Origin of the sequence: Mycolicibacterium xanthum (assembly GCF_019710635.1) — a bacterium.
Classification (GTDB): Bacteria; Actinomycetota; Actinomycetes; order Mycobacteriales; family Mycobacteriaceae; genus Mycobacterium; species Mycobacterium xanthum.
Genome location: NZ_JAIFZS010000038.1, coordinates 76,095 through 102,043 on the forward strand (window position 1 = coordinate 76,095; position 25,949 = coordinate 102,043).

Annotated in this window: 24 protein-coding genes; 12 read left to right on the forward strand and 12 right to left on the reverse strand. The window is 68.6% G+C overall.

What is annotated here, in order from left to right; all coding sequences use genetic code 11:
* Window positions 1-328: 328 nt before the first annotated feature.
* From JDV09_RS15395 to ychF, 3 genes are all read right to left on the reverse strand, one after another.
* Complete coding sequence (locus JDV09_RS15395; protein ID WP_221370005.1) at window positions 329-601, reverse strand: hypothetical protein; 273 nt, start codon at window positions 599-601, stop codon at window positions 329-331.
* Window positions 598-978 carry a hypothetical protein gene (locus JDV09_RS15400; protein ID WP_221370006.1) on the reverse strand — a complete coding sequence of 127 codons (381 nt, stop codon included), beginning with the start codon at window positions 976-978 and terminating at the stop codon, window positions 598-600. Before JDV09_RS15400 ends, JDV09_RS15395 begins: the two co-directional genes overlap by 4 nt.
* A 63-nt stretch (window positions 979-1,041) precedes the next feature.
* On the reverse strand, window positions 1,042-2,133 hold the full coding sequence (gene ychF / locus JDV09_RS15405; RefSeq protein WP_221370007.1) for a redox-regulated ATPase YchF: 1,092 nt from the start codon (window positions 2,131-2,133) through the stop codon (window positions 1,042-1,044).
* Between the two features lie 82 nt (window positions 2,134-2,215).
* On the opposite strand from ychF, the gene JDV09_RS15410 reads away from it, so the two are divergent.
* Window positions 2,216-3,325, forward strand: a complete 1,110-nt coding sequence (locus JDV09_RS15410; RefSeq protein WP_221370008.1) for a DUF6542 domain-containing protein — start codon at window positions 2,216-2,218, stop codon at window positions 3,323-3,325.
* Here the strand turns inward: JDV09_RS15410 and JDV09_RS15415 are convergent.
* Both JDV09_RS15415 and JDV09_RS15420 read right to left on the reverse strand, forming a co-directional pair.
* Window positions 3,322-5,097, reverse strand: a complete 1,776-nt coding sequence (locus JDV09_RS15415; RefSeq protein ID WP_308124140.1) for a penicillin-binding transpeptidase domain-containing protein — start codon at window positions 5,095-5,097, stop codon at window positions 3,322-3,324. The two genes, JDV09_RS15410 and JDV09_RS15415, sit on opposite strands and share 4 nt — an antisense overlap.
* 29 nt (window positions 5,098-5,126) lie before the next feature.
* Window positions 5,127-6,140, reverse strand: coding sequence for a 4-hydroxy-3-methylbut-2-enyl diphosphate reductase (locus JDV09_RS15420; RefSeq protein WP_221370009.1), 1,014 nt, complete (start codon window positions 6,138-6,140; stop codon window positions 5,127-5,129).
* Window positions 6,141-6,193: 53 nt separating this feature from the next.
* On the opposite strand from JDV09_RS15420, the gene JDV09_RS15425 reads away from it, so the two are divergent.
* From JDV09_RS15425 to JDV09_RS15445, 5 genes are all read left to right on the forward strand, one after another.
* Window positions 6,194-6,769 carry a lipid droplet-associated protein gene (locus tag JDV09_RS15425; RefSeq protein WP_221370010.1) on the forward strand — a complete coding sequence of 192 codons (576 nt, stop codon included), beginning with the start codon at window positions 6,194-6,196 and terminating at the stop codon, window positions 6,767-6,769.
* Window positions 6,766-8,001: an exodeoxyribonuclease VII large subunit gene (gene xseA / locus JDV09_RS15430; protein ID WP_221370011.1), complete on the forward strand. Its 1,236-nt coding sequence runs from the start codon at window positions 6,766-6,768 to the stop codon at window positions 7,999-8,001. The genes JDV09_RS15425 and xseA overlap by 4 nt, the downstream gene beginning before the upstream one ends.
* Entirely contained in the window at window positions 7,998-8,210 is a 213-nt protein-coding gene (locus JDV09_RS15435; RefSeq protein WP_221370012.1) for an exodeoxyribonuclease VII small subunit, read from the forward strand. Before xseA ends, JDV09_RS15435 begins: the two co-directional genes overlap by 4 nt.
* Window positions 8,211-8,271: 61 nt before the next feature.
* Window positions 8,272-9,384, forward strand: coding sequence for a 3-beta-hydroxysteroid dehydrogenase (locus tag JDV09_RS15440; RefSeq protein ID WP_221370013.1), 1,113 nt, complete (start codon window positions 8,272-8,274; stop codon window positions 9,382-9,384).
* Between the two features lie 305 nt (window positions 9,385-9,689).
* Window positions 9,690-12,017 (forward strand): sulfatase-like hydrolase/transferase, encoded by a 2,328-nt coding sequence (locus JDV09_RS15445; RefSeq protein WP_221370014.1) that lies wholly within the window; start codon window positions 9,690-9,692, stop codon window positions 12,015-12,017.
* Window positions 12,018-12,048: 31 nt separating this feature from the next.
* Here the strand turns inward: JDV09_RS15445 and JDV09_RS15450 are convergent, their stop codons facing one another.
* Both JDV09_RS15450 and JDV09_RS15455 read right to left on the reverse strand, forming a co-directional pair.
* The gene (locus JDV09_RS15450; RefSeq protein WP_221370015.1) at window positions 12,049-12,573 is read right to left on the reverse strand and encodes a 2'-5' RNA ligase family protein; all 525 of its coding nucleotides are present in this window, start codon (window positions 12,571-12,573) and stop codon (window positions 12,049-12,051) included.
* A 7-nt stretch (window positions 12,574-12,580) separates the two neighbouring features.
* On the reverse strand, window positions 12,581-12,859 hold the full coding sequence (locus tag JDV09_RS15455) for a DUF1876 domain-containing protein (protein ID WP_221370016.1): 279 nt from the start codon (window positions 12,857-12,859) through the stop codon (window positions 12,581-12,583).
* Between the two features lie 258 nt (window positions 12,860-13,117).
* Between JDV09_RS15455 and JDV09_RS15460 the strand changes: the two genes are divergently transcribed.
* Genes JDV09_RS15460 through JDV09_RS15470 form a run of 3 tightly spaced genes read left to right on the forward strand, consistent with a single transcriptional unit; the run spans window position 13,118 to window position 16,508 of the window.
* Entirely contained in the window at window positions 13,118-14,662 is a 1,545-nt protein-coding gene (locus tag JDV09_RS15460; RefSeq protein WP_221370017.1) for an arylsulfatase, read from the forward strand.
* Window positions 14,663-14,688: 26 nt separating this feature from the next.
* Complete coding sequence (locus JDV09_RS15465; protein ID WP_221370018.1) at window positions 14,689-15,621, forward strand: HAD family hydrolase; 933 nt, start codon at window positions 14,689-14,691, stop codon at window positions 15,619-15,621.
* Window positions 15,618-16,508, forward strand: coding sequence for a formylglycine-generating enzyme family protein (locus tag JDV09_RS15470; protein ID WP_221370019.1), 891 nt, complete (start codon window positions 15,618-15,620; stop codon window positions 16,506-16,508). The genes JDV09_RS15465 and JDV09_RS15470 overlap by 4 nt, the downstream gene beginning before the upstream one ends.
* On the opposite strand, the gene JDV09_RS15475 is transcribed toward JDV09_RS15470, so the two are convergent.
* The 3 genes from JDV09_RS15475 to JDV09_RS15485 form a co-directional block, all read right to left on the reverse strand.
* A complete protein-coding gene (locus JDV09_RS15475) occupies window positions 16,498-18,168 on the reverse strand; it encodes a SulP family inorganic anion transporter (protein WP_221370020.1) in 1,671 nt (556 codons plus the stop codon). The genes JDV09_RS15470 and JDV09_RS15475 overlap by 11 nt on opposite strands.
* Before the next feature lie 32 nt (window positions 18,169-18,200).
* Window positions 18,201-20,561, reverse strand: a complete 2,361-nt coding sequence (locus tag JDV09_RS15480) for an arylsulfatase (protein WP_221370021.1) — start codon at window positions 20,559-20,561, stop codon at window positions 18,201-18,203.
* Between the two features lie 95 nt (window positions 20,562-20,656).
* On the reverse strand, window positions 20,657-21,106 hold the full coding sequence (locus JDV09_RS15485) for an SRPBCC family protein (RefSeq protein WP_221370074.1): 450 nt from the start codon (window positions 21,104-21,106) through the stop codon (window positions 20,657-20,659).
* 117 nt (window positions 21,107-21,223) lie between these two features.
* On the opposite strand from JDV09_RS15485, the gene JDV09_RS15490 reads away from it, so the two are divergent.
* From JDV09_RS15490 to JDV09_RS15500, 3 genes are all read left to right on the forward strand, one after another.
* Complete coding sequence (locus JDV09_RS15490; RefSeq protein WP_221370022.1) at window positions 21,224-21,997, forward strand: SDR family NAD(P)-dependent oxidoreductase; 774 nt, start codon at window positions 21,224-21,226, stop codon at window positions 21,995-21,997.
* A 272-nt stretch (window positions 21,998-22,269) separates the two neighbouring features.
* Window positions 22,270-23,058 (forward strand): SDR family NAD(P)-dependent oxidoreductase, encoded by a 789-nt coding sequence (locus JDV09_RS15495; RefSeq protein WP_221370075.1) that lies wholly within the window; start codon window positions 22,270-22,272, stop codon window positions 23,056-23,058.
* A gap of 67 nt (window positions 23,059-23,125) precedes the next feature.
* Window positions 23,126-24,349 (forward strand): AI-2E family transporter, encoded by a 1,224-nt coding sequence (locus tag JDV09_RS15500; protein ID WP_221370023.1) that lies wholly within the window; start codon window positions 23,126-23,128, stop codon window positions 24,347-24,349.
* Here JDV09_RS15500 and JDV09_RS15505 read toward each other — a convergent pair.
* Both JDV09_RS15505 and JDV09_RS15510 read right to left on the reverse strand, forming a co-directional pair.
* The gene (locus JDV09_RS15505) at window positions 24,330-25,157 is read right to left on the reverse strand and encodes a dienelactone hydrolase family protein (protein ID WP_221370024.1); all 828 of its coding nucleotides are present in this window, start codon (window positions 25,155-25,157) and stop codon (window positions 24,330-24,332) included. The two genes, JDV09_RS15500 and JDV09_RS15505, sit on opposite strands and share 20 nt — an antisense overlap.
* A 26-nt stretch (window positions 25,158-25,183) precedes the next feature.
* On the reverse strand, window positions 25,184-25,930 hold the full coding sequence (locus JDV09_RS15510; protein ID WP_221370025.1) for a DUF4245 domain-containing protein: 747 nt from the start codon (window positions 25,928-25,930) through the stop codon (window positions 25,184-25,186).
* Between the last annotated feature and the right edge of the window lie 19 nt (window positions 25,931-25,949).

The window sequence follows — 25,949 nt, forward strand, 5'->3', positions numbered from 1 at the left end:
GTGTGGGCGGCACACATGTACGGAGATCAACTCCGTGCGCGCCCAGTCCGGTCCCTGCGCGCGTGGGCGGCACCATACTCACGAATCCGTGAGTATGGGTATTTCGGTCCGGTCCCTGCGCGCGTGGGCGGCACCCACGACGCAGGCAAATCGCCAGTAAACTGGCGATTTGAGATCACCGGGTGGGCGTCCGCCACGACGCAGGCAAATCGCCACTATGGTGGCGATTTGAGATCACCGGGTGGGCGGCACACTTCCCGACCTGCACACAACGAAGCCGGCCCGCCACCCAGGGGGAAGGGTGACGGGCCGACGTTCGGGGAACGGGTTAGCCGGTTTGGTGATCCTGCACCATCTGCCAGTACCGGTCGCCGTCGATGAGTCGGTCGATGATCTTGTCGGGCTGCATCGAGCAGTCGATCAGCCACAACTCGTCGTCGGTCACAGACGGGTCGATGGCGGGTGGCCGGTGCTGCCCGATCAGCGGCCACGCGGCGGTCATGTCGTCGGCGATGGCGTCGATGTCCCAGTCGGACAGTTCGTCCCACGGCAGGGTGTCGTGGATGTAGCGGGTGATGTCGTCGCGGGTGACGATGGTCATCGCTGCACCGTATCGTTCCCGTCGAGCTTGTCGAGGACGGTTGCCGCTTTCAGCAGCGCGCGGGCAAGGTCGACGGCCTGCGCGGCGGTCAGCGACCGGTCCTTGATGTCGTACAGCGAGATCCCGCGTTCGATGCGGCCATCGTCGGAGTGCTGGAACCCGTCAATCGCCACACCCACGGTGCCGGTGTCATGCCGCGACCATGTCAGGGACCGCATGGCGGTGCCGTCGACCAGGCAGACGGCGTCCCACGGATCAGCGGTCGCGCCGGCCGGGACGGGGAAGTCCGGGCGTAGACCGGGGCAGCGGTCGGTGTGGCGGCCGATGGTGTTGCAGCACTGATGGTAGGTGCTGTCGACGGGGTACTTGGTGGTCATAGGACGGGCCTTTCACTGGGTGGCGAGCCGAACCGTATGACTGACCACCGACAGGTGGGGCGCCTACTTGCTCGGCTTAGTTGTTGCTCCGTGTCGGAACTCCACCACGTCGCCGTCGGCCATCACGTAGTCCTTGCCCTCCATCCGGACCTTGCCCGCGGCCTTGGCAGCAGCCATCGAGCCGGCTGCCAGAAGGTCGGCAAAGGAGACGATCTCGGCTTTGATGAAGCCCTTCTCGAAATCGGAGTGGATGACCCCGGCCGCCTTCGGCGCGGTGTCGCCTTGGTGGATGGTCCACGCGCGGGCCTCCTTCGGGCCGGCGGTCAGATAGGTCTGCAGCTTCAGCGTGTGAAACCCGGCGCGCGCCAAGGCATCCAGGCCACGCTCGGTCTGGCCGATGGACTCCAGCAGTTCGGCGGCCGACTCGTCATCGAGTTCCTGGAGTTCGGCCTCGATCTTGGCGTCCAGGAACACCGCATCGGCCGGCGCCACCAGTGCACGCAACTCGGCGACGCGGTCGGCGTCGGTGAGCACGGACTCGTCGGCGTTGAACACGTAGAGGAAAGGCTTGGACGTCAACAGGTTCAGCTCGCGCAGCAGCGACACGTCGGCGCCCGCCGAGAACAAGGTGCTGCCGCTGTCGAGCACCTGCTGGGCCGCCACCGCGGCGTCGTAGACGGGCCTGCGGTCCTTGTGGGTTCGGGCTTCCTTCTCCAGTCGCGGCACCGCCCGCTCGAGGGTCTGCATGTCGGCCAGGATCAGCTCGGTCTCGATGATCTCGATGTCGGACTTCGGGTCGACCCGGCCGTCGACGTGCACGACGTCGTCGTCGGCGAACACCCGCACCACCTGACAGATCGCGTCGCTCTCGCGGATGTTGGCCAGGAACTTGTTGCCCAGCCCGGCCCCCTCCGAAGCGCCCTTGACGATCCCGGCGATGTCGACGAACGTCACCGGCGCTGGCACCACCTTCTCCGAGCCGAATATCTTCGCCAGTTCGTCGAGGCGGGGATCGGGCAGCGCGACCACACCTTCGTTGGGTTCGATGGTGGCGAACGGATAGTTGGCGGCCAGCACCTCGTTACGGGTCAGCGCGTTGAACAACGTCGACTTGCCGACGTTGGGTAGTCCGACGATTCCAAGATTCAGGCCCACGGAGTCCACAGTCTGCCAGATGTGATCGCCACACCACCCGGTGCTGGCGGCGTCTGGCCGCATCAGCCGGTACGGTCGACGTGTGTCAGGACAGCGCACCCGGCCGGTGGTACCGGCCGATCACCGCTCTGCGCACCCCAACATCCCGGGCGTTCCGTGGTGGGGTGCCGTGCTGATCGCTGTCGTCGCCTCCGCGATCGGTGTCGCCATCGACGCCGGGACCGGCGGTGGCGAACTGACCCTCGTCTTCTCCCTGGCATACGCGATGGGATGCCTCGCGGCCGTGCTGGCGGTGCGGCAGTCGGGCGTGTTCACCGCGGTGATCCAGCCACCGCTGATCCTGTTCGTGGCCGTGCCCGGCGCGTACTTCCTGATGCACAGCGCCACCATCGAGGGCATCAAGGACGTCCTGATCAACTGCGGCTATCCGCTCATCGAGCGGTTCCCGCTGATGTTCTTCACGTCGGCCACGGTTTTGCTGATCGGGCTCGCCCGCTGGTACTTCGGCGCATCGGCCCGGGGTGCGGTTGCGTCTCCGGAGACGCGCGAGGCGCAAGCGACGCCCGAGGTCCGCAAGAGCCGTCCGGGCGCTCGCCTGTCGGCCAGGGTCGCCGCCCTGTTCGGGGTGGGCGCGGCTGCGGCGGTCACCGCCGAGCGGCCCCGTCGACGCAAACCGGACGAACGCCGCCGGGCTCAGCCCGCCGAACGGGCGTCACGGCGGCCCCGGCCCGACAAGCGCGCCGCATCCCGGACCCGCCAGTCGCGCGCCGCCGAGACCGAGATCATCGAGCCCGTCGGTGACCGTCCGCGCAAGCGCCGGCCGCGAGCAGCCGACGCGCCGCCGCCCGTCGAGCCCCGCCGCCGCCGCGCCGCCGCTGCGCGGGATCCGCGGACCGGCACACCGCCGGGCCAACGCCGCAACCCCTACGACCGGCTCGACCTCGAGCGCGAGCGGGCCCAACGCCGCGAACGCCAGGATCCGCCCCCGCGGCGCGGCCGCTACCAGGGCTACGACGGCTACGACGGCTACGAACCCATGGAACCGCACGGCGGAAACGGAAACGGCACGCACCACCCGGTGTCCCGGGTCCGCTACCGGGGCGCCAACGAGGCCGACGACCGGGTCGAATACCGCACCCGCCGGCACGCTCCGCGCGACTACGACGCCGACCGGTGGGAATACGACATCTAGCGCACGGCACGCAGGAACCGGCCTGCGGTCTCGACCGCGGGAACCGAGCTGCCCGCGTCGCTGACGAACACCGCGATCGCGCGGTCGCCGTCGATGCCGACGAACCAGCCGTGCGCGTGCTGGTCGTCGATGAACTCGGCGGTGCCCGTCTTGCCGAGCAGATCCGGGATGTCGCGCAGCTGGGCGGCGGTGCCGTCGGTGACCGTCTCCCGCATCATCGACCTGATCGCCTCGGCCACCCCGGCCGGCGGCGGCTCCGGGGCGCGGTCGGCCACCCCCGGCCGGCCGGCCACGATCGCCGGCGCGGGGGCCGAACCGTGCGCCAGGGCCGCGGCGACCAGGGCCATACCGAACGGCGAGGCCGTCACCCGGCCCTGGCCGATGCCTTCCTCCACCCGCAGCGCCGGCGTGTCGGCGAGCGGCACCGAACCGGTGACGGTGGTCATGCCGGGCGCCACGTAGTCCACACCGAGCCCCAGTTGCGCGGCCGCGTCGGTCAGGCCGTCGGGGGGTAGGTCCACCGCGAGCCGGCCCATCGTGGTGTTGCACGACCTGGCGAACGCGGTGTGCAGGGGCACCTCGCCGAGATCGAACCCGTCGTCGTTGGGGATCTGCCTACCGTCGATGTTCTCGGTGCCCGGGCAGTTCACCATGCTGTCCCCGGTGACCGCACCGGTCTGCAGCGCCGCGGACACGGTGACCGTCTTGAACGTCGAGCCCGGCGGGTACAGCCCGGTGAGCGCGATCGGCCCCTGCGCATCGGCGGGGTCGTTCTGGGCGACGGCCAGCAGGTCACCGGTGGACGGCTGGATGACCACCAGAGCCGCGGGGGTGGCCAGCGGAGCCAACGCGTCTTCGGCCGCGCCGAGCATCGCGACGTCGAGGGTCGCGGTGATGTCGTCCACGGGCTCGGGGTCGCGGCCCCCCACCTGTTTCGGGCCCAACTCGGTCTGCGCGCTCACCGCCCAGCCGGCTGCCGCGTCGGTGTGCTGCTGCCACAGGTCGGCCAGCCCCGACAACGTCGGCGAGGTCAGTGCCCGATCGGTGGCCAGCAACCTCAACTGGGGGCGCAGGGTGACCTCGGGCAGGGCGGCGAGTCGCTCCTCGATCGGCGTGATGTCGTCTTCGCGCAGGGTCACCGCCGTCACCGGCTCATCGTCGACGGCCGCCAGCGCCGCGGTCAGCGAGTCGGACGTGATCGTCGGCTCAACCGGGTTGACCAGTGCCGCAACGGCATTCACATCCACTCCGGGCCCGATGTCGACGAGTGTCACAACGTGCTGGGTGAGCAACTCCGCGCCGGTGCGATCGAGCACCCGGGCCGCGGGCCGTGGCAGCAGGGTGCTGTAGGACAGCGGTCCCTCGTCGAGCCCGGGCGCGACGGTCACCGGACTCCAGATGATCGACCACTCGCCACCGTCGGTGGCCACCCCGTAGGTCTCGTAGGTCCACTCGTTGCGCCCCTGGGGCCCGAACGTCCAGTGCGCATCGAGGGTGAACGCCGCGGTGCCGCCCTTGGGCTCGACGGTGTCCACGTCGAACTGCACGTCGGTGCCCAGGCCGGCGAACAGACCGTCGAGGGTCTCCTTCGCCGCGGGTGGATCGGAGGTGAGTGCGGCGGCCGCGGCCGTATCGCCGCGGCTGAGCGCATCGGCGAACGCATGCACCGTGTCGATCAGACGGTCCTCGGCGGCGCTGCAACCGGACAGGACGAGAGCACAGGCGAGAACGGCCAGGGCGACTCTGCGGGTCGCGGGGGCCAGTGCTGTCACGTTCGGCCACCGTACCCGCCAGCGGTCGGTCACTTGCGCGCCGGACGGATCTCCCGGGGCAGGGCGAACACGAGGGTCTCGTTTGCAGTGGTGACCGACTGCACGACGCCGTAGCCGAACTCGGCGAGACGCTCGAGCACGCCGCGGACGAGCACCTCCGGAACCGACGCCCCGGAAGTGACACCGACGGTGGTCACCCCGTCCAGCCACCGCGGATCGATGTCTTCGGCGTAATCCACCAGATGGGCCGCATCGGAGCCGGCGCCGAGCGCGACCTCGACGAGGCGCACCGAGTTCGACGAGTTCCGCGACCCGACCACGATCACCAGCTCGCACTCCGGGGCCATCGCCTTGACCGCGACCTGACGGTTCTGGGTGGCGTAGCAGATGTCGTCGCTCGGCGGGTCCTGCAGCTTCGGGAAGCGCTCCCGCAGCCGATGCACGGTCTCCATCGTCTCGTCGACCGACAGCGTGGTCTGGGACAGCCAGATGACCTTGTCCTCGTCGCGCACGACGACGTCGTCGACGGAATCCGGTCCGTCGACCAGTTGAACGTGATCGGGCGCCTCGCCGGCGGTGCCGATCACCTCCTCATGGCCCTCGTGGCCGATCAGCAGGATGTCGTAGTCGTCGCGGGCGAAGCGTTTGGCCTCGTTGTGCACCTTGGTCACCAACGGGCACGTCGCGTCGATGACCTTGAGGTCCCGCTCGGCGGCGGACGTGTGCACCGTGGGCGCCACCCCGTGCGCGGAGAACACCACGATCGCCCCCTCGGGCACCTCGTCGGTCTCGTCGACGAAGATCGCACCGGCCTTGGCCAGCGTCTCGACCACATGGCGGTTGTGCACGATCTCGTGGCGCACGTACACCGGTGCGCCGTGCTTCTCGAGCGCCCGTTCGACGGTCTCCACCGCGCGATCGACCCCGGCGCAGTAACCGCGCGGTTCGGCGAGCAGCACCCGCTTGCCGGTCACATCGCCGGCCCCCGGGCCCAGGGCCGTGTGACTGGCGCCCGGAATCCCCATGTTGACTGTCGGCGGCATGGCTCCAAGGGTACTGACCGACCCCCCGCCCCGCCCAGCCGTAGGCTAGGGCGATGGGAACTGCACCGTATGGGATCCGGCTGCTCGTGGGTGTGGCGGTGACCGCCGTCGAGGAGACCCGCAAGCTGCCCCAGACCATCCTTATGTACCCGATGACGATCGCCAGCCAGCTCGCGCACCTGGTGATGAAGGTGCAGCAGGACGTCGCCGTGCTGGTGATCAAGGGTGACGAGACACTGGAATCGATCTTCCCGCCCAAGGACGAGCAACCCGAGTGGGCCACGTTCGACGAAGACCTCCCCTCCGACGACGCCGCCGACGTGCTGGAGTTGACGATCCGCGACGGTGAGCGCCTGACCGAGGGTCGCTTCGCCCTGTTCAGCGGTGACCCCGAGCCGAACAACAACACTCCGGTGGGCGCGACCCCGACCACCCCCGACGCCGCGGCCCCGGAGATCGTCGCCGAGCTGGACTACGAGACGTTGACGCTCGCCCAGTTGCGTGCCCGGCTGACCGCGCTGCGGGTGGCCGACCTGGAGGCCCTGCTCGCCTACGAGGAGAGCACCAGGGCGCGGGCACCGTTCCAGACCCTGCTGGCCAACAGGATCACCCGCGCGTCGGCGAAGTGACCGATCCCGCGCCGGGGCAGTCACCGGAGAACCCGTTTCCGGTCCGCGGCGTCGCGATCCGGGTTGCCGGATGGATCGACAAACTCGGCGCGGTCTGGGTGGAGGGCCAGATCGCGCAGCTGACCCTGCGGCCGAACTCCAACACCGCGTTCATCACGCTGCGCGACCCCGCGGCCGACATGTCGCTGTCGCTGACCTGCCCGCGCGACCTGGTGGTCAACGCCCCGGTAAAGATGACCGACGGCACCCAGGTGATCGTCTTCGGCAAGCCCAGCTTCTACACCGGGCGCGGCACCTTCTCGCTGCGGGTCAGCGAGATCAGGGCGGTGGGCATCGGCGAGCTGCTGGCCCGCATCGAGCGACTGCGCAGGCTGCTCGACGCCGAGGGCCTGTTCGACCCCCGCCTGAAGCGCCCGCCGCCGTTCCTGCCCGACACCATCGGCCTGATCACCGGGCGCGCCTCGGCGGCCGAGCACGACATCATCGCGGTGGCCACCGGCCGCTGGCCCGCGGTGCGATTCGCGGTGCGCAACACGATCGTCCAGGGCCCCAACGCGGTGCCCCAGATCGTCGAGGCGCTGCGCGCGCTGGACGGCGACCCGGGCGTGGACGTCATCGTGCTGGCCCGCGGCGGCGGCAGCGTCGAGGATCTGTTGCCGTTCTCCGATGAGACCTTGTGCCGCGAGATCGCCCGCTGCACGACACCGGTGGTCAGCGCGATCGGCCACGAACCCGACAACCCGCTGTGCGACCTGGTCGCCGACCTGCGCGCGGCGACCCCGACCGACGCCGCCAAACGGATCGTGCCGGACGCCGCGGCCGAGCAGGCGCTGGTGGCCGACCTGCGCCGGCGCAGCGCCCGCGCGCTGCGCAACTGGGTCAACCGGGAGCAGCACACCGTCACGCAGCTCCGCAGCCGCCCGGTGCTGGCCCGGCCGTTCGACGCCCTCGACGCACGGGCCGAGGAGATCGAGCGGGCGCGCCGGACCGTCCGCCGTGACATCACCCGCCTGCTGGGTGCCGAATCCGAACGGGTCGGGCATCTGTCGGCACGGTTGGCCACGCTGGGGCCGGCGGCGACGCTGGCGCGCGGGTACGCGGTGGTGCAGACGCTGCCCGAGTCGGGATCACCGCACGTCCTGCAATCCGTTGCGGACGCACCCGCTGGAACACGCCTACGGGTGCGGGTGTCCGACGGTGCCGTCACAGCGATCAGCGAGGGTGAAAAATGAAGCCCATTAGTCAACTCGGCTACGAAGAGGCCCGTGATGAGTTGATCGAGGTGGTGCAGCGCCTCGAACACGGCGGACTCGACCTCGACACCTCCCTCAAGCTCTGGGAAAGGGGTGAGGAACTGGCTAAACGGTGCGAGGAACACCTGGCCGGGGCACGCCGGCGGGTGGCCGACACACTGGCCTCCGGCGACCCGGAAAGTAGTTGAGTACGCAAGCTCCATCGGGCCCGGCATCGAAATTGGAACACGTTTCAGTTACTCTGCCCCCATGGGCGACGTTGCACTGACGACCGAACTCGGCCGGATCCTGGTGACGGGCGGCTCCGGGTTCGTCGGGGCCAATCTGGTGACCGAACTGCTCGACCGTGGCCTGCAGGTCCGGTCGTTGGATCGCGTTCCGTCACCCCTGCCCACACACCCGTGCCTCGACGTGCTCCAGGGCGACGTCACCGACGTCGACGATGTCGCTCGAGCCGTCGACGGGATCGACACCGTCTTCCACACCGCGGCGATCATCGATCTGATGGGTGGCGCGTCGGTCACCGACGAGTACCGCCGGCGCAGCTTCGCGGTGAACGTGACCGGCACCGAGAACCTGGTGCACGCCGCCCAACGCGCCGGCGTGGGGCGGTTCGTCTACACCGCGTCGAACAGCGTGGTGATGGGCGGGCGGCGCATCTCGGGCGGCGACGAGACGCTGCCCTACACGCAGCGGTTCAACGATCTCTACACCGAGACCAAGGTGGTCGCCGAGAGGTTCGTGCTCGCGCAGAACGGGATCTCGGGCATGCTGACGTGCTCGATCCGGCCCAGCGGGATCTGGGGCCGGGGCGATCAGACGATGTTCCGCAAGGTGTTCGAGAGCGTGCTGGCCGGCCACGTCAAGGTGCTGGTGGGAAGCAGGAACGTCAAGCTGGACAACTCCTACGTGCACAACCTGGTGCACGGTTTCATCCTGGCCGCCCAGCACCTGGTGCCGGGTGGAACGGCGCCGGGCCAGGCGTACTTCATCAACGACGGCGAGCCGATCAACATGTTCGAGTTCTCCCGCCCGGTGGTCGAGGCCTGCGGCCAGCCGTGGCCGACGTTCCGCGTGCCCGGCCGGCTGGCGTGGCTCGTGATGACCGTCTGGCAATTCCTGCATTTCCGGTTCGGCCTGCCCCGGCCGTTGCTGGAACCGCTTGCCGTGGAACGGCTCTACCTCGACAACCACTTCTCCATCGCCAAGGCCCAGCGTGACCTCGGCTACCGGCCGCGGTTCACCACCGAAGAGGCGCTGGAGCACTGCCTGCCCTACTACGTCGATCTGTTCGACCGGATGAAGGCCGAGTCGGCCGAGCCCGTCGCGCAGGCCGCTGCTCCGGTCCCGCAGAAGGGCTGACGTCCGCACGGCCGAGCTCGGCCACCCGGTCGATCTCTCGAATTCATTGTCGACGCAGCACATTTGGCATCGGACAGGTATCCCGTGACAGATGCTCACACGCCACGACCCCGCCCGAGATCGGCCCCCGCCGAGCGTGAACTCACTGCGAAAAGTTCGCCGCAATTTCGCAATGAGCACACACTCGGCGCCGGTCGGCCTGAATCCCCGACGTCTGCCATGGCGCATCGACAACCGATGTACCGCGCGCCCTACCTGGGTAGGGTCTTGACGGGGCCGACAGATACGCGATGAGGGAGTTGAGAATGGCCAAGCAATTCAACGGGATCATCAACATGGACGTGCGGGACTCGGTCCCGGACTGGACGCCGTTCCAACCACCGCGAGCCGAGAAGGGCGCGCCCAACGTGCTCTACGTCGTCTGGGACGACACCGGCATCGCGGCCTGGGACACCTTCGGCGGCCTGATCGAGATGCCGACGCTGAACCGGATCGCCGAACTCGGCCTGCGGTACAGCAATTGGCACACCACCGCGCTGTGCTCACCGACCAGGTCGAGCCTGTTGACCGGACGCAACGCCCACACCAACGGCATGGCCTGCATCGTCGAGGGCGCCTCGGGCTATCCCGGCCAGTCCGCCGTCATCCCCCGCGAATCGGGCACCATCGCCGAGGTGCTGCTCGAGCAGGGTTACGGCACCTACTGCGTCGGCAAGTGGCACCTGACCCCGGAAAACGAATCCAACATGGGCGGATCGCGGCGGACCTGGCCGCTGGGCCGCGGGTTCGAGCGCTATTACGGCTTCCTCGGCGGCGAGTGCAACCAGTGGTACCCCGACCTGGTGCACGACAACCACGCCACCGAGCAGCCCTATCTGCCCGAGTACGGCTACCACCTGTCCAAGGACCTGATCGACAAGTCGATCGAGTTCATCCAGGACGGCAAGCAGGTCAACCCGGACAAGCCGTGGCTGATGTACCTGGCCTTCGGCGCCAACCACGCACCACACCACGCCCCCGACGAGTGGATCGAGAAGTACAAGGGCGTCTTCGACGAGGGCTACGAGGTCTACCGGGAGAAGACGCTGGAGCGGATGAAGCAGCTCGGCGTGGTTCCTTCGAATACCGAGATGGCGCCGATCAACCCGTGGCCCGCCCCGGAGGTCGTCGTCGAGGGTGACCTGGTGCGCCCGTGGGACGAACTGAACGACGACGAGAAGAAGCTGTTCGCCCGGATGGCCGAGGTGTACGCCGGGTTCTCCAGCTACACCGACTACGAACTGGGTCGGCTCGTCGACTACCTCGAGCAGTCCGGCCAGCTGGACAACACGATCATCGTCGTGGTCTCCGACAACGGCGCCAGCGGCGAGGGCAGCCCCAACGGCTCGGTCAACGAGAACAAGTTCTTCAACGGCTGGCCCGACGATCTGGCCGAGAACCTGGCCAAGCTCGACCAGCTCGGCGGCCAGGACACCTACAGCCACTACCCGACCGGCTGGGCGGTGGCGTTCAACACGCCGTACAAGATGTTCAAGCGGTTCACCCTGGAGGGCGGGATCGCCGATCCGCTGATCCTGACCTGGCCCAGCCACATGAGATCGGTGGCCGGCCAGTTCCGCGACCAGTACCACCACGCCGTCGACATCGTGCCGACGATCTACGAGTGGCTCGGCGTCACCCCGCCGGACGCGATCGACGGCATCACCCAGTACCCGATTCAGGGCGTGCCGATGGGTTACAGCGTCACCGACGCCGGCGCGGAGAGCAACCGCCGGACCCAGTACTACGAGATGCTGGGCACCCGGGCGCTCTATCACGACGGCTGGAAGATCGTGGCCCGGCACGGCGCGCTGTCCGGGGTGGGCAACTTCGGCAGCGACGTGTGGGAGCTCTACCACACGGCCACCGACCGCGCCGAAATGCATGACGTGGCAGCGCAGAACCCGCAGAAGGTCGCCGAGATGGTCGGGATGTGGTTCGCCATCGCCGGCCGCAACAGCGTCTTTCCGCTCGACGACCGCAGCCCGGTCGAACGGCTCACCGACGAGCGACCCTCCGCGATCACGGGACGCACCGAATTCACCTACTACCCGGACACCGCCGACGTCCCCGAGGGCGTGGCCCCCAACATCCGCAACCGCGACTACACGATCCGCGCCGAGGTGGAGATCACCGACGCCGCGGCCTCCGGTGTGCTGATGGCCCAGGGCAGCCGCTTCGGCGGGCATTCGCTGTTCCTCAAGGACGGCACGCTGCACTACTGCTACAACTTCCTCGGCATCGACGAGACGCTGGTGTCCTCGTCGGCACCGCTGTCGCCGGGACAGCATTCGGTGGTGGCGGAGTTCACCAAGGACGGCGAGGATCCGCCCGGCGTCGCGCACGGCACGCTGCAGCTGTCGGTGGACGGTACCGCCGTCGGATCCGGAACGCTGAAGACCCAGCCGGGCAAGTTCGCCCTCGCCGGTGAAGGGCTCGCCGTCGGCAGGGATTCCGGCGACCCGGTCAGCCGGGAGTACGCGGCCGGGTTCGAGTTGTCCGGTGTCGCCGTCGACCACGTCACCGTGACGGTGGCGGGCGAGCACTACATCGACGAGGAGAGGGAAGCGCACGCCATGCTGGTCCGCGAGTAGCGGCCCGGCCGAGGCCGGCGCGGCGGGCCTCTCACGGCACACTCGAGAGCGTCTGGATTTCGCCGGTGGCGCTGTCGACCAGCGCCGCATGGTCCAGACGCGTCCGCAGCGGCAACACGTCGAACGCCGTGGCGGCCACCGCCGGTAGCTGAGCAAGCGTCGCGCGCGGCGCCAGCGAACAGTGCGGCAGCCAAACGCCAGGCCGGTAGTGCTTGTGCAGCTCGGCGCCCACCGCGGTCACAGCCTCGACGACGCGCCGTTGGCGGGCCGCAAAGGCGACACCCACACCGGGGGCCAGCCAGGCGCGGCCGCGCCGGAACAGCCCGATGCCGTCGAAGCTGAGCTCGACCGCGCCGCCGTCACCGAGCCCGTCGAGCGCTGCCGTCACCTGGCTGAGGTCCCAGCTACGCAGCACCGCATACGAGACATGCGGGACGTGCCGGCCATGGGTATGCGAACGCAGGCTGGCCACTCCCCGTTCCTCGAGACGGTCCCACAGCGCCCGCACCGCCCGCTCGGATTCCCGGTCGAAGAGCAGGCACACGGCAAGCGCCACGGTGCGCTCAGCGACCGAGGTGAACCGGCTGATGCGTCGCCTGTTCGATCCGCTTCGCCGCGACCTGCAGCAGCTCGCTGCCCAGCGCGATGACGGCCCGGGCGGCTGCGATCTCCTCGCCCACCATCGGCTGACTGTCGTCGCGTGGATTGCGGTAGGCGTCGCCCACAGCGGTCAGGCTCTCGCCGTCGCCGAACTGCACCCGCGCCGTCGCGCGGGTGTGGACGTCGTCCTCGTCGAACCTGACCTCGACGTTCCAGATGTTGTCCAGATTGCGGTCAGACATCGTTGCCACCTTTCCCGCTGTCCCGCCACCAGCGTCTACCTAACAGGGTGCTCCCCTCCGCGGCGAAAGGGAATGCGTCGGCGGTATCTGCCGAGAACCTGGCAACCGGGCCAACCCGGATTTCCACCGAAGCACCGGAGGTCAGCGCTGGTCGACGTCCGCGTGAATGTTGCCTGAGAAACCCCACCGGGTTCATCGACTGTGACCGGCGGGGCGCATAGGGTCCTAAGGGGTCGGAAGAGTCGAAAGTGAGGGTCCATGCCGAACGGAAAGCCCAACATCCTGGTGATCTGGGGCGACGACATCGGAATCACCAATCTGAGCTGCTACAGCGACGGCCTGATGGGCTACCGCACCCCCAACATCGACCGCATCGCCGCCGAGGGCATGCGCTTCACCGACTCCTACGGCGAGCAGAGCTGCACCGCGGGCCGTTCCTCGTTCATCACCGGCCAGAGCGTGTACCGCACCGGGCTGTCGAAGGTCGGCATGCCCGGTGTCGACGTCGGAATGTCCCCGGACGATCCGACGATCGCCTCGCTGCTCAAGCCACTGGGTTACGCCACCGGCCAGTTCGGCAAGAACCACCTCGGCGACCTGAACAAATACCTGCCCACCGCGCACGGGTTCGACGAGTTCTTCGGCAACCTCTACCACCTCAACGCCGAGGAGGAGCCCGAGCACCCGGACTACCCGACCGAGGAGGAGGCACCGAAGCTACGCCGGGCGCTGCTCCCCCGCGGTGTCGTGCATTCGTGGGCCACCGACGAGGAGTCCGACGAGGTCGACGAGCGTTTCGGTCCGGTCGGCAAGCAGCGCATCGAGGACACCGGCCCGTTGACCAAGAAGCGGATGGAAACCGTCGACGACGAGACCACCGGGGCGGCAGTTGATTTCATCAAGCGCCAGGCGGAAGCAGAGACCCCGTTCTTCGTGTGGATGAACACCACCCACATGCACTTCCGGACGCACACCAAGCCCGAGAGCGTCGGCCAGGCCGGCCGCTGGCAGTCGGGCTACCACGACACCATGGTCGACCACGACAAGAACGTGGGCCAGTTGCTCGACGCGCTGGACGAACTCGGCATCGCCGACGACACCATCGTCGTCTATTCGACCGACAACGGCCCGCACGCCAACACCTGGCCCGACGGCGCCACCACGCCGTTCCGCAGCGAGAAGAACACCAACTGGGAGGGCGCCTTCCGGGTGCCGGAGATGATCCGCTGGCCCGGCCGGATCGAGGCCGGGGTGGTGTCCAACGAGATTGTGCAGCATCATGATTGGCTGCCCACCTTCCTGGCCGCAGCGGGCCAGCCCGATGTCGTCGAGAAGCTCAAGGGCGGGTATGGGGCCGGCGACAAGACCTACAAGGTTCACATCGACGGCTACGACCTCCTGCCGTACCTGACCGGCGAAGTGGACAAGAGCCCGCGGCGCGGGATGATTTACTTCTCCGACGACTGCGACGTGCTCGGCGTCCGGATCGAGAACTGGAAGGTCGTGTTCATGGAGCAGCGCTGCGAGGGCACGCTGCAGATCTGGTTCGAACCGTTCACCCCGCTGCGGGCTCCCAAGCTGTTCAACCTGCGCACCGACCCCTTCGAACGGGCCGACGTCACGTCGAACACCTACTGGGATTGGTTCTTCGAGCACGACTACATCGCGTTCATGGCCAACGCCCTGGTGACGCAATTCCTGGACACCTTCAAGGAGTTCCCGCCGCGGCGTGAGCCGGCGTCCTTCACCATCACCAACGCGGTGGAGAAGCTGCACGAGTTCCTCGAGAAGATGGGCGGCTGACCTGTGGGCGAGCGAAGCGATGGGAGATGAATTTGGCGGTCTTGGATTCCTGGACCGACGGACCGACGAGGGCGGCGATCGTCGACTTCGTGGGGCGGGTCACCACCGAGGGCGGGCCGAACTACGTGGCGCCGGACGATCGCATCGCCGTTTTCGACAACGACGGCACGCTGTGGGTGGAGAAACCCGCCTACATCCAGCTGGACTTCCTGGTGCGCCGGTTCGCCGAGCAGGCCGCGACAGACCCGTCGCTGGCGGACAAGCAGCCCTACAAGGCAGCGGTTTCCGGCCAGCTGGGCTGGATCGGCGAGGCCGTCACGATGCACTACCAGGGCGACGACTCGCGACTGAAGGAGCTCACGGCGGGCATCGGTGCCGCGCACGCGAACATGAGCACCGAGCAGTTCGCCGATCGGGTGAACGCCTTTTTCGCCGAGGCAACCCATCCGACCCTCAAGCGGTCCTACCTGGAGTGCACCTACGTGCCGATGGTCGAGCTGTTGCACTTCCTGACGGACAACGGCTTCACCAACTACATCGCGTCCGGAGGCGGGCGGGACTTCATGCGATCCATCACCGGGCCCAGCTACGGCGTTCCGCCCGAACGTGTCATCGGAAGCTCGAACGGCATGTCCTACAGCGAGTCCGATGGCAGCGGCCACGTGATCATCGGTGACACGCTGGACGTCCTCGACGACGGCCCGGAGAAGCCGATCCGGATCTGGAACCGGATCGGCCGGCGGCCCATCCTGGCCGCCGGGAACAGTAATGGCGACGTACCGATGCTGTGCTACACCGGAGCGCACGGCGGTCCGGCGCTGCGCCTGTTGGTGTTGCACGACGACGCCGAGCGCGAGTTCGACTACACGGCGGGTGCCGAGCAGTCGCTGGAGTACGCGCAGAAGTACGGCTGGACGGTTGTCAGCATGAAGTCCGACTGGACCACCGTTTTCGCGTGAGCGCTGACACCGAGCAGGACCTGGTCTGGATCCCGGCGCAGACCGCGGTGCTGGGTTCCGACGATCACTACCCGGAGGAAGCCCCGGCCCGCGCGATCGACGTCGACGGGTTCTGGATTCAGCGCTATCAGGTGACCAACGCCCGGTTCGCCGAGTTCGTCTCCGCCACCGGCTATGTCACCGTCGCCGAACGACCGCTGAACCCGGACGACTACCCCGGTGCGCCGGTGGAGAACCTGCAGCCGGGCTCGATGGTGTTCCACCGAACCCCGGGCCCGGTGGATCTGCGCCACCTCAGCCAGTGGTGGACGTGGACGCCGGGCGCCTGCTGGAACCATCCGCGCGGGCCGCGCTCGTCGCTGCGCAACCGGGAGAACCACCCGGTGGTGCACGTCGCGTTCGAGGACGCGCAGGCCTACGCCGACTGGGCGGGGCTGGCGCTGCCCACCGAGAACGAGTGGGAGGTGGCGGCGCGCGGCGGCCTGCCGCACGCCGTCTACACCTGGGGTGACGAGCCGGAACGAACCGGTCAGCGGCTGGCGAACTACTGGCACGGCGAGTTCCCCTACCTGCCGGACACCGGCTACGGGCAGACCGCGCCCGTCGGCAGTTTTCCGGCCAACGGCTATGGCCTCTACGACATGGCCGGCAACGCCTGGGAGTGGACCGTCGACTGGTACGTCGGCGATCACACGTCCGGATCCGGCTGCGCCGAGCACAGCTACGACCCGGCGCAGCCGCAGTTCAAGGTTCCCCGCAGGGTGGTCAAGGGCGGATCGTTCCTGTGCGCGGACAGCTACTGCATGCGCTACCGGCCCGCGGCCCGACGACCGCAGGCCGTCGATACGGGCATGAGCCACATCGGCTTTCGCTGTGTCAGGCGTTAGCGATCCATTCCTCGCCCCGCCGCACCGCCTCTTCGACGGCCCCGAACACCCGGTCGGTCGCCGGGATGATGCCGTCGATCCCGACCACGTCGGTCAGGCCGCCGGCCTCGAACACCTTGACGGTGGCCGGGCTGGCACCGGCCAGGATCAACCGTCCGCCGTGGTCGTGCAGGTCGTCGGCCCACCGCCGCAGTGCCTTGATCACCTTGGACGACGGCACGTCGGGCAGCGTTCGCAACCCCAGCACCACGACCGCGTTCGTCGAATCGGTGACCCTGGGCCAGTCCTCGTCGATGCGGGGCACCTCGGCGAACAGACCGACACCGGAGTAGTTCAGGACGGTCACCGCCTTGCTGTCGACCTGCTGGGGGACCGGCCCGGTCATCCAGCCACCGTCGCCGGTCGGGGTCAGCCGGACCAGTCGTGCCGCCTTGGAGGCCGTCACGCAGAAGAGCACCAGGGATGTGATCGCACCGATCAGGATGGCGGTGTGCAGCGGGAGCTGGGTGGTGGCCAGCAAGGTCACCAGCATCGCAACCGTCGACATCGGGGCGGTCCGCAGCACCAGCGTGATGTCGGCCCATCGCCCCGCGACCAGCTCGGCGCCGATCACCAGGATCAAGCCGCCGATCACCGGCATCGGGATCACCTCGGCCAGCGACCCGACGACCAGAACCAGTCCCGCCAGCCAGATCCCGGCGAATATCCCCGCCCACCGGGTCTGCGCTCCCGCCGACACCGCGACACCGGTGCGCGACAGCGATCCACCGGTGGGCAGCGCGCCGAAGACTCCACCGGCCAGATTCGCCGCACCCTGGGCCACGAAATCACCCGACGTGCTCGGCCGGCTCTTGTCCGGGTTGGGCACGGCCGCCGAGATGCCCGCCGCCTGCGCGAGCCCGACCAGCGCCACCGCAAATGCGCCGACGATCAGGTTCGGCATCGCGTTGAGGTTCGGAACCACGAACGGGGGCAACGCGTTCGGGATCGACGCGATGTCTCCGACCGTCTCGACGTCGATGTTCAGCAGCACGACCCCGATCGTGACGACGAGAAGGGCGATCAGCGTGGCGAACGCCTCCAGCGGCTTGATGAAGTGGAACACCGCCCACACCGCCACCGTGGCCAGTGCGACCAGACACGCTGTGAGTTGCCAGGATCCGATGTGGGTGAACGCATCGATGAACTTGCCGATGGTGTTGTGGCTGGTGGGACTGTAGCCCGTGGCGTCCTTGATCACCCCGGCGATGATCTGCAACGCGATGCCCGTGGTGAACCCCGTCATCACCGCGTTGGACACGAAGTTCATGATCGAACCGAACTTGAGCAGGCCGAAAATCAACATCACCGCACCGACCATGACGGCCAGCGCGGCGACGTTGGCCGGATCGGCGGGGTCCAGTCCGGCGTCGTTGAGCACGCTGCGCGACGACAGCGCCAGCGCACTGGTCAGCGTCGTGACCATCAACACGGTGCGGGCCAGTACGGAGCCGACGATGGTGGACACGATGCCCGAGTAGAGCCCGGCCACCGGGTTGAATCCGCCGATGCTGGCATAGGCCATGCCCTCGGGGATCGAGAACAGGCCGGTCACCAGGCCGGAGACGACGTCACGGAACCGGGGCCGGCCCAGCGACTTCGCCGCTTGCGCGACCCCCACGCCTACCTCCTTTACCTCCTCAACCCGTCGGGTCAGTCGAGCTTGGTCGCCATTTCCAGCCGCTGCATCCCGGTGGGTTCGTCGAAGTCGCCGAAGGTGAAGGCGACCGAGTCGATGGTCCCGGTGAACGGGAACGGCGCCTGCCCGGCGTAGTCATCACACACCGGTGACACGCAGTCCATGCCGACGTCGAAGGACTCGGTTCCGCAGCGTTGCGGCACCTGCCGGGCGATCCTGGTCTGCGCCACCTGTTGCCCGTCGACGGACACGGTCACGCTCGCCGGACTGCCCGGCTGCGGGGCGTCGGGGGCGAAGTCGACGACGATCGTGTGCGCACCCGGTGTCAACGGCGATTCTGCGGTGGCGTCGTAGCGTTCCAGCCCGAAGAAGTTGTAGTGGTAGCGCACCTTGCCCTCCCACAGGAAGACCGCGAAGCCGGCCGCGTCGCCGCCGAGGGCGGCCAGCACGCCTTCGGCCCCGCCCTCGGGGATCTGCACCGGGATGGTGATGGTGTGCGGGACACCGATCATCTTGGGCGCCGAGCCCTCGGGCAGCCGCACCATGCCGGGATAGAAGGTGATCTGCTTGCGTCCGGTGAAGAAGTTGGGCCGTAGCGTGATGTCCATCCGCTCGGCGAACCGGTCGTCGAGCGGCAGCACGTTGTACTTGGCCGCCTCGGCCATGAACATGTCCTGCAGCTCACGCAGTTTCGCCGGTTCGGAGTCGGCGAGGTCGACGGACTGGCTGAAGTCTTCGGCGATGTTGTAAAGCTCCCAGGTGTCGGTGTCGAAGGCGAAGGTGCCCGACGTCTCCCACGGCAGCCGGCCGTGCCGGCAGCTGGCCATCCAGCCGTCGTGGTACATCGCCCGGTTGCCCAGCATCTCGAAGTACTGTTTGTCGTGGCGGCTCTTCGCGGCGCCGTCGGCGAACGAGTACGCCAGGCTGACCCCCTCGATCGGACGCTGGGCGTAGCCGTTGACCTCGGCGGGTTCGCGGATCCCGATCACCTCGAGCAGCGTCGGCAGCACGTCGATGACGTGATGGAACTGCGAGCGCACCGCGCCGTGGTCGGTGATCCGCTGTGGCCAGGACACCACCATCGAGTTGCGGGTGCCGCCGAAGTGCGAGGCGATCTGCTTGGTCCACTGGAACGGGGTGTCGCCGGCGTGGGCCCAGCCCACCGCGTAGTGCGGCGAGGTGCCCGGCAGACCCCAGCGGTCCATGAACCGCATCGAGTCCTCGAGCGTGGGCAGCATTCCGTTGAGGTTCATTAGCTCGTTGGGGGTGCCGACCAGGGAGCCCTCGGCCGACGAGCCGTTGTCGCCGAGGATGTAGATGACGATCGTGTTGTCCAGCTCGCCGATCTGCTCGATCGCGTCGACGACGCGGCCGATCTCGTAGTCGGTGTGCTCCAGGAAATCAGCGTAGTTCTCGGCCTGCCGGGCGCACAGCGCCTGGAGTTCCGCCGACTGGCTGTCCCAGGACGGGATCTGCTCGGGACGCTCGGTCAGCTGTGTCCCGGGCGGGATGATGCCCATGTCCAGCTGGTTCTGGTGCACGATGCGGCGGTACTCGTCCCAGCCCATGTCGAACCGGCCCGCGTTGCGGCCGCGCCAGTCCAGCGGCGGCTGGTGCGGCGCGTGCGCAGCGCCGGTGGAGAAGTACCCGAAGAACGGGCGGTCCGGGGCGATGGTCTTCTGGGAGCGGATCCATGCGATCGCCTCGTCGGCCAGGTCGCGGGTCAGCTGGTAGCCGTCCTCGGGCCGGGCCGGCGGTTCGACCGGCGTGGTGTTTCGCACCAGCGACGGATAGAACTGGTCGGTCTCGCCGCCGATGAACCCGTAGAAGTAGTCGAATCCCTGGTTGGTCGGCCAGTTGTCGAACGGCCCCGCCGGGCTGGTCTGGTTGTCCGGCACGTTGTGGTTCTTGCCCCACCATGCGCACGTGTAGCCCGCCTGCTTGAGCAGCTCGCCCATGGTGGCGCAGCTCTTCGGGATGATGCCGCAGTAACCGGGGAAGCCGGTGGCCATCTCCTGGATGACGCCGGTGGCCACCGAATGGTGGTTGCGGCCGGTCAACAGCGCCGCACGGGTCGGCGAGCACAGCGCGGTGGTGTGGAACTGGTTGTAGAACAGGCCTTTCTGGTGCAGCCGCTCGGCCGTCGGCATCCGCACCAGGCCGCCGTTGACACTGGGCCAGCCGAACCCGACGTCGTCGAGCAGCACCAGCAGGATGTTCGGCGAACCCGTAGGCGCCTGCCGCACCGGCGGGAAGTCCGGCGTGGATTCCTGCGCGTACGTGTTGACGGTCGCGTTCGGGAAGTTCCACTCCGGCGCCGGCAGGTGGTAGCGGTCGAGGTGCAAGGGGAACCCGGAATTCGCGTCGTTGGTCATGCCCCGAGTCTTCACCCCCGACACCGGCTGTCGCCAGAGCTTGGCCAAGTCGACACTGCGAAGTCGCGACGAATTTCCTGTGCCCGCGCGACCGGTCAGCCGGATTCGGCCGTCTTCTTGATCGCCGCCAAGGTGGCGGGGATGCCGGTTTCGGCGGCGGCGCGGCGCTTCTCGATCTCTGCGTCGGCAGCGGCACCGAACACCTCGCGGAACCCGGCCAGCCCCTTGGGCAGGAACTCCCAGTTCTCGGTGAGGCGGGTGCCGCCCTGCTGAGCCTCGAACTCGTAGCCCCAGAACACCCAGCCGTCGTTGACCTCCCAGGCGAACGCACGGCCGGGGTCGGCGGCGACGACCTGGCTGCGGGTCTCCCACGTGCGCCCCGGGATCTCGTTGCGACCGGTGAACCATGCGCCGACCGTCGGGCCGGCCCCGTCGTCCCACCAGCACGCCCGGCAGATCGGGCTCCACTGGCCCATCCGGGTCACGTCGGACACCAATACGTAGAGCTCATCGGGCGGCACGGCGACGAAGATCGACCCGGACATCTTCGGCTCGGTCACGGATCGAGTCTGCCACCGGGTGTTCGGCCCCGGCTATTGCGCTTTCGCCGCCTGGATGTGAGGTTGGAACACGTTCCACTTCACAGTCGAAGGGCCTACGGGATGAGCAACGGTATCGAGCGGACCGCGGTCGTCATCGGCGGCGCATCCGGCATCGGGTGGGCCACCGCGCAGGCCCTGGCCGCCGAGGGATGCCGGATCGTCATCGCCGACCTCAACGGCGACGCGGCGCAGATCCGCGCCGCCGAGCTGGGCACGCCGCACAGTGCGGCGACGGTGGACGTCACCGACGAGGACTCGGTGGCAAGCCTGTTCGACCGGCTGGGACCGCTCGACATCGCGGTGAACTGTGCCGGTTTCAGCAACGTCGGACTGATCACCGAGATGCCCGCAGAGGATTTCCGCGCCGTCATCGACGTCTGCCTCAACGGCGCGTTCATCGTCGCCAAACACGCGGGCCGGCACCTGCGCGACGGCGGCTCGCTGGTGCAGATCAGTTCGCTGAACGGGCGGCAGCCCGCGGCGGGAATGAGCGCCTACTGCGCGGCCAAGGCCGGCCTGTCGATGCTCACCCAGGTCGCCGCGCTGGAGATGGGGCCGCGCGGCATCCGGGTCAACGCGGTGGCGCCGGGGTTCGTGCACACCCCGCTGACCGCGGCGGCCGCGTCGGTGCCGGGGGTGGTCGAGGACTACGTCGACAACACCGCGCTTGGCCGCGCAGGCACCCCGGAGGACATCGCGAATGCGGTTGTCTACCTGTGCGCTCCGGGTTCGTCGTGGTTGACCGGCGAGGTGCTCGACATCAACGGCGGCGCGCATCTGAAGCGCTACCCCGACGTGATGGGTCACGTGATGAGGCTGGTGGAGCAGGCGTGAGTCCGGGCGGCTTCGCCGGCAAGTCTGCGGCGCGCACGCGAGGAGCAGAAACGGCGGTGCGCACGCGAGGAGCAAAAACGGAGGCGCGCACGCGAGGAGCATAAACGGAGGCGCGCACGCGAGGAGCATAAACGGAGGCGCGCACGCGAGGAGCATAAACGGAGGCGCGCACGCGAGGAGCATAAACGGAGGCGCGCACGCGAGGAGCATAAACGGAGGCGCGCACGCGAGGAGCAAAAACGGAGGCGCGCACGCGAGGAGCGAAAACCGCAATCGTCACCGGCGCGGGGTCGGGCATCGGCGCGGCGCTGTGCCGCGCCCTCGACCTGGCCGGCGCGCAGGTGCTGTGCACCGACATCGACGGTGACGCGGCGAACCAGACGGCGTCATCGCTGAGTTCCCGGGCCACGGCGGCACGCCTGGACGTCACCGACGCCGGCGCGGTGCAGGCCGCCGTGGACGGCGTGGTCGAACGGGCCGGCCGACTGGACCTGATGTTCAACAACGCCGGGATCGTCTGGGGCGGCGACACCGAGTTGCTGACCCTCGACCAGTGGAACGCGATCATCGACGTCAACCTGCGTGGCGTCGTTCACGGGGTGGCTGCGGCCTACCCGCAGATGCTGCGCCAGGGCCACGGCCACATCGTCAACACCGCGTCGATGGCCGGTCTCACCGCCGCCGGCCAGGTGACCAGCTACGTGGCGACCAAGCACGCCGTGGTGGGCCTGTCGATGGCGTTGCGGTCGGAGGCGGTACCCCGCGGGGTCGGTGTGACGGTGGTGTGCCCGGCCGCGGTGGAGACCCCGATCCTGGACAAGGGGGCGGTCGGCGGGTTCGTCGGCCGCGACTACTTCCTGCAGAACCAGGGGGGCAAGGCCTACGACGCGGACCGGCTGGCCCGCGACACGCTGCGCGCGGTCGAGCGCAACAAGGCCATTGTGGTCAAACCGGCTGTGGCCCAAGCCCAGTGGTGGTTCGCCCGGCTGGCCCCCGGGCTGATGAACCGGATGGCGATGCGGTTCGTCACCGGGCAACGCGATCGACAGGCCGTGCGATAACCGTCCGGCGCCCCCGACACGGGATAGGGTGACGCTCGGCAGCTAAAGGGAGGGCCGGGAGGCGCACATGACGGACGGCTTCACCCTCACCCAGAAGCGCGTGCTGGCCGTACTGACCATCGTCGCGCTGGCGTTCGGCGCCTACTTCCTGCGGCAGTACGTGGTGCTGATGGCGATGGCTGCCGTGCTGGCTTATCTGTTCTCGCCGATGTACCGGCGGCTGCGCACCAGGATGAACGCGGGCCTGTCGGCCACCGTGACGTTGCTGGCCGCGATCGCGACGGTCGCGCTGCCGGTCGGACTGGTCATCTTCCTGGCGGTCCTGCAGATCAGCCAGATGGTGGCCAGCATCAGCCAGTGGGTGGAGGAGACCGACTTCACCGCGCTGGCCCAGCGCCTGCTGGACTCGTCCAACGAGGCGCTGTCGCGGGTCCCGTTCATCGACATCACCCTGACCCCCGACTCGGTGCGCACCGCGGCCATCAAGATCGGCCAGAACGCCGGCGAGTTGGCGCTCGGTTTCGCCCGCGACTCGGTCGGCGGCATCGTCGCCACGGTGACGGGGGCGATCATCTTTCTGTACGTGTTCGTCGCGCTGCTGACGAACGGCGACAAGGTAACCGGCCTGTTCCGAGAGCTGAACCCGCTGGGTGACGAGGTGGCCGACATCTACCTCGCCAAGGTCGGCGCGATGGTGTCCGCGACCGTGAAGGGTCAGTTGATCATCGCGGTGTGCCAGGGCACCGCCAGCGCCCTCTCGCTCTACATCGCGGGCCTGCACGACGGCTTCTTCATGTTCGTCATCTTCCTGACCGCGCTGTCGTTCATCCCACTGGGCGGCGGCATCCTGACGATCCCGCTGGGCATCGGGATGGCGATCTTCGGCAACGTGGCCGGTGGCGTGTTCGTGGTGGTGTTCCACCTTTTGGTGGTCACCAACATCGACAACGCCCTGCGGCCGTTCCTGGTGCCCAAGAACGCCCACCTGCACCCCGCGCTGATGCTGGTGTCGGTGTTCGCCGGGCTGCAGATGTTCGGGTTCGTCGGCATCGTGCTCGGCCCCGTTCTGATGATCATCATCGTGACGACCATCAGCGTGTACCTGGCCGTCTACAAGGGAACGCCGCTGGAGGCCGTCACCGGGACCAAGGAGGAGCGGGCCGACGACGCGGCGGAGCGGGCGGTGCCGTGGTGGCGCCGGATACTGCCCGGCCCCAAGAAGCCCGCTTCCCCACCCGAGCCCGAGCCCGCGCCCGAATCCGAGTCTGACGCTACGCCAGCCGGGACTTGAGGAACTCGACGACGCGTTTGCGCGCCTCGTAGGCCGGGTGCCCGTCGACCTCGCGGATCTGGTCGGTCAGCACCGAGTGCGCCATGCGCCCGATACCGTCCTCGTTGCCCTTCTTCGAGTTGATCTCGATGACCTCGAACGCATCGCCCAGCCGGTTCTTCAGCGTGACGAACCGGTCCCGCGGGACCATCGCGTCCTCGCTGAACCGCAGGCCCATCACGCACAATCCCTCGTCGGCGGCGCGCTTCTCGATCACCCGCAACTCCGCGTCGGAGAGCCCGGGGTCGCGGCGCTGCTTGGGCGTCAGCGGCAACGGCAACGACGGCTGGCTCATCACCGGGGCCAGCACGCTGTCGTCGACCGCGGCGGCCAGCGCGAACCCGCCGGTGAAGCACTGCCCGATCACGCCCACACCCTTCCCGGGCGTCTTCTCGTCGAGGTCACGGGCCAGTGCACGCAGGTAGTGGGCGACCGGGCGGTCGGCGTTGGTCGCAAACGCCGCGAACTCCTTGGCGACGCATCCGCGGGTCAGCGCGACCATCGCGCCGGGACCGAGCGCGGGTGCGCCCGGGGTGCCGAACAGCGACGGCGCCGCCACCGTGAAGCCGTTGTCCACCAGGTGGTTGCCCAGCGCGAGCACCCCCGGGTGCAGGCCCGGCATCTCCGGGATGAGCACCACGCCCGGGCCCTCGCCCTTGCGGTAGACGTCGTAGGTGAGACCGGCCGCCGTGAACGGCGCGGCGACCCATCCGGTCAGATCGGACACCGGGGCCGACTGGCCGGCGCCGGTCGATTTCGGGTCTGTCACTGGCGTCTCCGTCCGTCGGCGGTGCGTTACCTCGGGGTCAGTGGCGACTGACTCTGCGTCGCCGCCGCCAGCGTACGGTACTCATCCGTACCCCCGGCACCGGTCAGCGCGAGTTGAACCGGGCCGGTCGGACCCCGGATCTGGGCGGTCCACACCGGCTCGGCCGGCCGGCCGTCGCGTTCACCGCCCTCATAGACGACCCAGGTGACACCGTCGACGTCCTGGGTGCCGGTCGGGACCAGGTCGGATCCGAACGACGCCACGAGTTGCTGTTCGTCGGCATCGCTCTGCGTCAGGCTCAGATACATGCCGCTGGGTGCGAGGTAGCCGATCGTGGAGACCACGGCCCGGACCCGTTGGCCCGTTGCCGGGTCGGTGCGACCGTCCTCGATTCCCCGTCGGCTGTTGGAGTTGGACCGCCAGCCCTCCGGCAGCTGCGGCACCCGGATCGGGATACCCAGGGTGTCGGCGTCGGCCTGCAGCGCCGAGCGCGCGTCGTGGTCGGGGGCGGGACCCGGCCCGGGACCGGTGGGCGCGAACGAACACATGCCCAGCACCCCGGCGAGCACCACGCATGCCGCCACCAGCGGCGCCATCGACCAGAACATGTCGCGGCCGTCCTGCAGCAGCCGGGACTTCTGCGCCCGGGGGCCCGGAACTGCATAGCTCTCGAGTTCGGCATCCGTGCCGGTGGCGGCCTCATGGCCTGCGGTCTCGGGATCCACACCGGGCTGCCCGGCGACCTGCTGGCCCGGCTCGGGCGGCGTCGTCATGCCCGCCAGTATCCCAGTT

What these genes read in the sequence shown, in the direction of transcription:
- JDV09_RS15395 (WP_221370005.1), bottom strand. Translation starts at nt 601, where the DNA reads ATGACCATCGTCACCCGCGACGACATCACCCGCTACATCCACGACACC.
- JDV09_RS15400 (WP_221370006.1), bottom strand. Translation starts at nt 978, where the DNA reads ATGACCACCAAGTACCCCGTCGACAGCACCTACCATCAGTGCTGCAAC.
- JDV09_RS15420 (WP_221370009.1), bottom strand. Translation starts at nt 6,140, where the DNA reads ATGCCGCCGACAGTCAACATGGGGATTCCGGGCGCCAGTCACACGGCC.
- JDV09_RS15425 (WP_221370010.1), top strand. Translation starts at nt 6,194, where the DNA reads ATGGGAACTGCACCGTATGGGATCCGGCTGCTCGTGGGTGTGGCGGTG.
- JDV09_RS15435 (WP_221370012.1), top strand. Translation starts at nt 7,998, where the DNA reads ATGAAGCCCATTAGTCAACTCGGCTACGAAGAGGCCCGTGATGAGTTG.
- JDV09_RS15440 (WP_221370013.1), top strand. Translation starts at nt 8,272, where the DNA reads ATGGGCGACGTTGCACTGACGACCGAACTCGGCCGGATCCTGGTGACG.
- JDV09_RS15445 (WP_221370014.1), top strand. Translation starts at nt 9,690, where the DNA reads ATGGCCAAGCAATTCAACGGGATCATCAACATGGACGTGCGGGACTCG.
- JDV09_RS15455 (WP_221370016.1), bottom strand. Translation starts at nt 12,859, where the DNA reads ATGTCTGACCGCAATCTGGACAACATCTGGAACGTCGAGGTCAGGTTC.
- JDV09_RS15460 (WP_221370017.1), top strand. Translation starts at nt 13,118, where the DNA reads ATGCCGAACGGAAAGCCCAACATCCTGGTGATCTGGGGCGACGACATC.
- JDV09_RS15465 (WP_221370018.1), top strand. Translation starts at nt 14,689, where the DNA reads ATGAATTTGGCGGTCTTGGATTCCTGGACCGACGGACCGACGAGGGCG.
- JDV09_RS15480 (WP_221370021.1), bottom strand. Translation starts at nt 20,561, where the DNA reads ATGACCAACGACGCGAATTCCGGGTTCCCCTTGCACCTCGACCGCTAC.
- JDV09_RS15485 (WP_221370074.1), bottom strand. Translation starts at nt 21,106, where the DNA reads ATGTCCGGGTCGATCTTCGTCGCCGTGCCGCCCGATGAGCTCTACGTA.
- JDV09_RS15490 (WP_221370022.1), top strand. Translation starts at nt 21,224, where the DNA reads ATGAGCAACGGTATCGAGCGGACCGCGGTCGTCATCGGCGGCGCATCC.
- JDV09_RS15500 (WP_221370023.1), top strand. Translation starts at nt 23,126, where the DNA reads ATGACGGACGGCTTCACCCTCACCCAGAAGCGCGTGCTGGCCGTACTG.
- JDV09_RS15510 (WP_221370025.1), bottom strand. Translation starts at nt 25,930, where the DNA reads ATGACGACGCCGCCCGAGCCGGGCCAGCAGGTCGCCGGGCAGCCCGGT.